Below are 5,200 nucleotides of genomic sequence, written 5' to 3'. Positions count from 1 at the left end.
TTTACGCGTATGACAGGCTCCGGAAGACGGTTGTTGCGCACGTATTCGGTGAACGCACTATGGCGACGCTGGGGCGTCTTATGAGCTTGCTGTCACCCTTTGACGTGGTGATATGGATGACGGATGGCTGGCCACTGTATGAATCCCGCCTGAAGGGAAAGCTGCACGTAATCAGCAAGCGATATACGCAGCGAATTGAGCGGCATAACCTGAATCTGAGGCAGCACCTGGCACGGCTGGGACGGAAGTCGCTGTCGTTCTCAAAATCGGTGGAGCTGCATGACAAAGTCATCGGGCATTATCTGAACATAAAACACTATCAATAAGTTGGAGTCATTACCGAGAAGGCAAAATGAATATTATCAGTTCTGCTCGCAAACGAATTCCCGTACACTGAACTCTCTGGCTCACTGAGGGCACCATCATGGCACTCCCCCGTATTACCCAAAAAGAGATGACTGAACGCGAGCAGCGTGAACTTAAAACACTGCTGGATCGGGCGCGGATTGCGCATGGTCGCGTACTGACCAACTCCGAAACCAACAGCATTAAGAAAGAGTACATCGATAAATTAATGGTCGAGCGTGAGGCTGAAGCGAAAAAGCCCGCCAATTGAAGAAAAAGCAGGCTTATAAACCGGATCCTGAAGCGTCATTTAGCTGGTCAGCAAATACGTCGACGCGCGGCAGGCGCTAATGAACAATCAACGCCTGAGATTTTCACTCGTCTGTGTGGACACAATCTTCCCCTCACCCTAACCCTCTCCCCGAAGGGGCGAGGGGACTGTCCGAGCTCTTTTTGGACGTTTTCATCAGTCTGAGGCGTTAATCAGCGTCCCTTCTTTTTACGCCCCGGCGAGGTAAAACGCTTACCGTTGGACGCCGGGCGACCGCCTTTTTCCGCCGTTTTTTCCATCTTAACGACTGGACGTTTGATGCCCGCTGTTTTCGGTTTGGCCTTCGCTTTAGGTTTTGCCTCGGAAGAGGAATTTTCGATGAGCTTAAAGAGGTCGATTAACTCATCGTCGGTTAAATCGCGCCACTCCCCCAGCGGAATGCCGCTTAAGCTGACGTTCATAATGCGCGTACGTTCCAGCTTTTTCACTTCATAGCCGAAATGCTCGCACATGCGCCGGATCTGACGGTTCAGCCCCTGCACCAGGGTAATGCGGAAGACAAACGGCGCTTCTTTTTTGACTTTGCACTTTTTCGTCACCGTCCCGAGGATCGGCACCCCCGCCCCCATACCACGAATAAATTCATCGGTAATCGGTTTATCGACCGTCACCAGATACTCTTTCTCATGATCGTTACCCGCACGGAGGATCTTATTCACCAGATCGCCGTGATTGGTGAGGAAAATCAGCCCCTGGGAGTCTTTATCCAGGCGGCCAATCGGGAACACGCGTTTGCTGTGGTTAACGAAATCGACAATGTTATCGCGCTCGCCATCTTCGGTGGTGCTGACAATACCGACGGGCTTGTTCAGGGCGATAAGTACCAAATCTTCGGCTTCCCGAGGCTCAATCAACTGACCGTTTACTTTCACAATGTCGCCGGGTTTCACCTGATCGCCAATGGTGGCTCGCTTGCCATTAAGGAACACATTGCCTTGCTCGATATAGCGATCCGCTTCGCGGCGTGAGCAAATTCCGCTTTCGCTGATGTATTTATTTAAACGGACTGATGAGTCGGGCAGCATAAATTCTCCTGTAAAACGCGGAATATACCGTACCTCTTAGCGGGGAAAAACAGGGTTATGCGGCAACGTCGAAATTAAATGTGATCTGCCACGCCTTTTATCACAAAAGTGTCTCCGGAAGTACGATGCAAATTTGCCTGGCAAAATAAGGATAATCAACATATTACGAATCGCTGCACACCTGTGCTGATGACTACTACGCAGAGAAACAAATGTGCAAGAGAAAGCGCTATATCTCCCCATGCAAAGAGTGAAAAATCGCTTTGAAAGGCCCTCATGATGGGGTTATATCAGATCAAGCGGTGAGAAAGCGTATTTGCACAAATGTGCAGAACCAGGAGGCGGCAATGGAAAACAGTGACGATATCCGTTTGATTGTGAAGATTGCCCAACTCTATTACGAACAGGATATGACGCAGGCGCAAATCGCGCGCGAACTGGGTATTTACCGCACCACCATCAGCCGCTTGCTTAAACGAGGCCGCGATCAGGGAATTGTCACCATCGCCATCAACTATGACTACAACGAAAATCTCTGGCTGGAGCAGCAACTGAAGCAAAAGTTTGGCCTGAAAGACGTTGTGGTGGTGTCGGGAAATGATGAGGATGAAGAGACTCAACTGGCGATGATGGGGTTACACGGCGCGCAACTGCTGGATCGCTTGCTGGAGCCTGGCGATATTGTCGGTTTTTCCTGGGGTCGCGCGGTGAGCGCACTGGTTGAAAACTTGCCGCAGGCGGGGCAATCGCGGCAGTTAATCTGCGTACCAATTATTGGCGGACCGTCCGGTAAACTCGAAAGCCGCTATCATGTAAACACATTAACCTACAGCGCGGCAGCGAAGCTGAAAGGGGAATCGCATCTCGCGGATTTTCCGGCTCTGCTGGATAACCCATTAATTCGTAATGGGATCATGCAGTCTCAGCACTTTAAAACCATCTCTGCCTACTGGGATAATCTGGATGTCGCCCTGGTGGGAATTGGCTCACCGGCCATTCGCGACGGCGCTAACTGGCATGCGTTTTATGGTGGTGAAGAGAGTGACGACCTGAATGCCCGCCAGGTTGCTGGCGATATTTGCTCGCGCTTTTTTGATATTCACGGCGCAATGGTTGAAACGAATATGAGCGAAAAAACACTCTCTATCGAAATGAATAAATTAAAGCAAGCACGATATTCCATTGGCATTGCCATGAGTGAAGAAAAATACAGCGGAATTGTTGGTGCACTGCGTGGAAAATATATTAATTGTCTGGTAACGAATAGCAGCACAGCTGAACTATTACTGAAATAAAAATCTTCCCGATGTTTAGCGTAATAAAAATTACGGCGGGGCCCTATTATCTAAAATCAGGAGTCTGTTATGCAAACGTGGTTAAATTTGCAGGATAAAATCATTATTGTCACCGGCGGCGCATCCGGTATTGGTCTGGCGATTGTAGAGGAATTATTAGCACAAGGCGCAAACGTACAGATGGTAGATATTCACGGTGGCGATGGTCAATATGAAGGTCATAAAGGCTATCAGTTTTGGCCGACCGATATTTCCAGCGCCAAAGAGGTAAATCATACGGTAGCGGAAATTATCCAGCGTTTTGGTCGCATCGACGGTCTGGTCAATAACGCCGGGGTCAATTTCCCGCGTCTGCTGGTCGATGAGAAAGCGCCTGCCGGGCAGTATGAACTCAACGAAGCTGCATTCGAAAAAATGGTCAATATCAACCAGAAAGGCGTTTTTCTGATGTCGCAGGCGGTGGCGCGACAGATGGTCAAACAACATGATGGCGTGATTGTGAATGTTTCCTCAGAAAGTGGACTGGAAGGCTCAGAAGGCCAAAGCTGTTACGCCGCTACCAAAGCCGCGCTTAATAGCTTCACGCGATCCTGGTCGAAAGAATTGGGTAAACACGGTATCCGTGTGGTCGGTATCGCGCCGGGGATTCTGGAAAAAACAGGACTGCGCACGCCGGAATATGAAGAAGCGCTGGCGTGGACGCGCAATATCACCGTCGAGCAGCTGCGTGAAGGCTATACCAAAAACGCCATTCCTATTGGGCGCGCCGGAAGATTAGCAGAAGTCGCTGATTTTGTTTGTTATCTGCTGTCTGAACGCGCCAGCTATATCACCGGAGTAACCACTAACATTGCGGGCGGCAAAACGCGCGGCTAAGGAGGCTTTATGGTCAATGCCATTTTTTGCGCCCACGTCAAATTAGCTTGCGCCATGCTGGAATCGGTTCAGATGGTGTACGGCGACGCCAGGGTCGAGGCAGTTGAATTTGTGCCCGGCGAGAACGCCGGAGACATCGTAGCAAAGCTGGGAAGGTTAGTAAGCATTCACAATCAAGATGAGTGGCTGATTGCCGTGGATTTACAGTGCGGCAGCCCGTGGAATGCGGCAGCGATGCTTGCGATGCGCAATCCTCGTCTGCGGGTAATCAGCGGCCTTTCTCTGCCGCTGGCGCTCGAACTGGTTGATAACCAGGACAGCATGAATGTTGATGAAGTGTGTGAACACCTGACGCAAATCGCAAAGCAAACCTGCGTTGTCTGGAAACAACTGGCAACGGCAGAGGAGGATTTCTGATGAACATTACGCTCGCCCGCATTGATGACCGCCTGATCCACGGTCAGGTCACTACCGTCTGGTCGAAAGTGGCTAACGCCCAGCGCATTATTATCTGCAATGACGAAGTTTATAACGATGAAGTTCGCCGGACATTATTGCGTCAGGCTGCGCCACCGGGAATGAAGGTTAACGTGGTCAATATTGAAAAAGCCGTCGCTGTTTATCACAACCCGCAATATCAGGACGAAACCGTTTTTTATCTTTTCACTCGCCCACAGGATGCCTTAGCGATGGTTCACCAAGGGGTAAAAATAGACACCCTAAATATTGGCGGCATGGTCTGGCGGCCCGGTAAAAAACAGTTAACCAAAGCGGTTTCATTAGATGATGATGATATTAACGCATTTCATGAGTTAAATAATCTTGGCGTCATACTGGATTTACGCGTCGTAGCGTCAGATCCCTCAATCAATATTATCGACAAAATAAACGAACAGTTAATCGCAAATTAAATAATAGCGCTTGTGTACATATGCTTTAACAGGCAGGGATGACGACACTTAAAAGGTGAAAAATCATGGAAATAAGGGTAATGACTCCAACTTATTGATAGTGTTTTATGTTCAGATAATGCCCGATGACTTTGTCATGCAGCTCCACCGATTTTGAGAACGACAGCGACTTCCGTCCCAGCCGTGCCAGGTGCTGCCTCAGATTCAGGTTATGCCGCTCAATTCGCTGCGTATATCGCTTGCTGATTACGTGCAGCTTTCCCTTCAGGCGGGATTCATACAGTGGCCAGCCATCCGTCATCCATATCACCACGTCAAAGGGTGACAGCAAGCTCATAAGACGCCCCAGCGTCGCCATAGTGCGTTCACCGAATACGTGCGCAACAACCGTCTTCCGGAGCCTGTCATACGCGTAAA

Annotated in this window: 5 protein-coding genes and 3 pseudogenes; 6 read left to right on the top strand and 2 right to left on the bottom strand. The window is 49.7% G+C overall.

The features are described from left to right. A pseudogene (locus BFF42_RS10805) lies at positions 1-326 on the top strand (IS1-like element IS1B family transposase); the annotation flags it as partial. 98 nt (positions 327-424) lie between these two features. Further along, positions 425-696, top strand: a pseudogene (locus BFF42_RS10800) (YjbD family protein). A 132-nt stretch (positions 697-828) separates the two neighbouring features. Here BFF42_RS10800 and rluF read toward each other — a convergent pair. Beyond that, positions 829-1,701 (bottom strand): 23S rRNA pseudouridine(2604) synthase RluF, encoded by an 873-nt coding sequence (gene rluF, locus BFF42_RS10795; RefSeq protein WP_000936346.1) that lies wholly within the window; start codon positions 1,699-1,701, stop codon positions 829-831. Between the two features lie 347 nt (positions 1,702-2,048). Between rluF and BFF42_RS10790 the strand changes: the two genes are divergently transcribed. From BFF42_RS10790 to BFF42_RS10775, 4 genes are all read left to right on the top strand, one after another. Further along, the gene (locus BFF42_RS10790) at positions 2,049-2,996 is read left to right on the top strand and encodes a sugar-binding transcriptional regulator (protein WP_000431660.1); all 948 of its coding nucleotides are present in this window, start codon (positions 2,049-2,051) and stop codon (positions 2,994-2,996) included. 69 nt (positions 2,997-3,065) lie between these two features. Further along, positions 3,066-3,872, top strand: coding sequence for an SDR family oxidoreductase (locus BFF42_RS10785; RefSeq protein ID WP_001195423.1), 807 nt, complete (start codon positions 3,066-3,068; stop codon positions 3,870-3,872). Between the two features lie 9 nt (positions 3,873-3,881). Next, positions 3,882-4,289 carry a mannose/fructose/sorbose PTS transporter subunit IIA gene (locus BFF42_RS10780; RefSeq protein WP_000245657.1) on the top strand — a complete coding sequence of 136 codons (408 nt, stop codon included), beginning with the start codon at positions 3,882-3,884 and terminating at the stop codon, positions 4,287-4,289. Further along, the gene (locus BFF42_RS10775) at positions 4,289-4,783 is read left to right on the top strand and encodes a PTS sugar transporter subunit IIB (protein WP_001027846.1); all 495 of its coding nucleotides are present in this window, start codon (positions 4,289-4,291) and stop codon (positions 4,781-4,783) included. The genes BFF42_RS10780 and BFF42_RS10775 overlap by 1 nt, the downstream gene beginning before the upstream one ends. A gap of 91 nt (positions 4,784-4,874) precedes the next feature. Here the strand turns inward: BFF42_RS10775 and BFF42_RS10770 are convergent. Beyond that, positions 4,875-5,200 (bottom strand): annotated as a pseudogene (locus BFF42_RS10770) (IS1-like element IS1B family transposase); the annotation flags it as partial.

The sequence above is a fragment of the Shigella sp. FC1661 genome (assembly GCF_001712525.1).
Classification (GTDB): Bacteria; Pseudomonadota; Gammaproteobacteria; order Enterobacterales; family Enterobacteriaceae; genus Escherichia; species Escherichia coli.
Note: the sequence above shows the minus strand (reverse complement) of the source record. Positions and strands in the feature narration are given on the sequence as shown.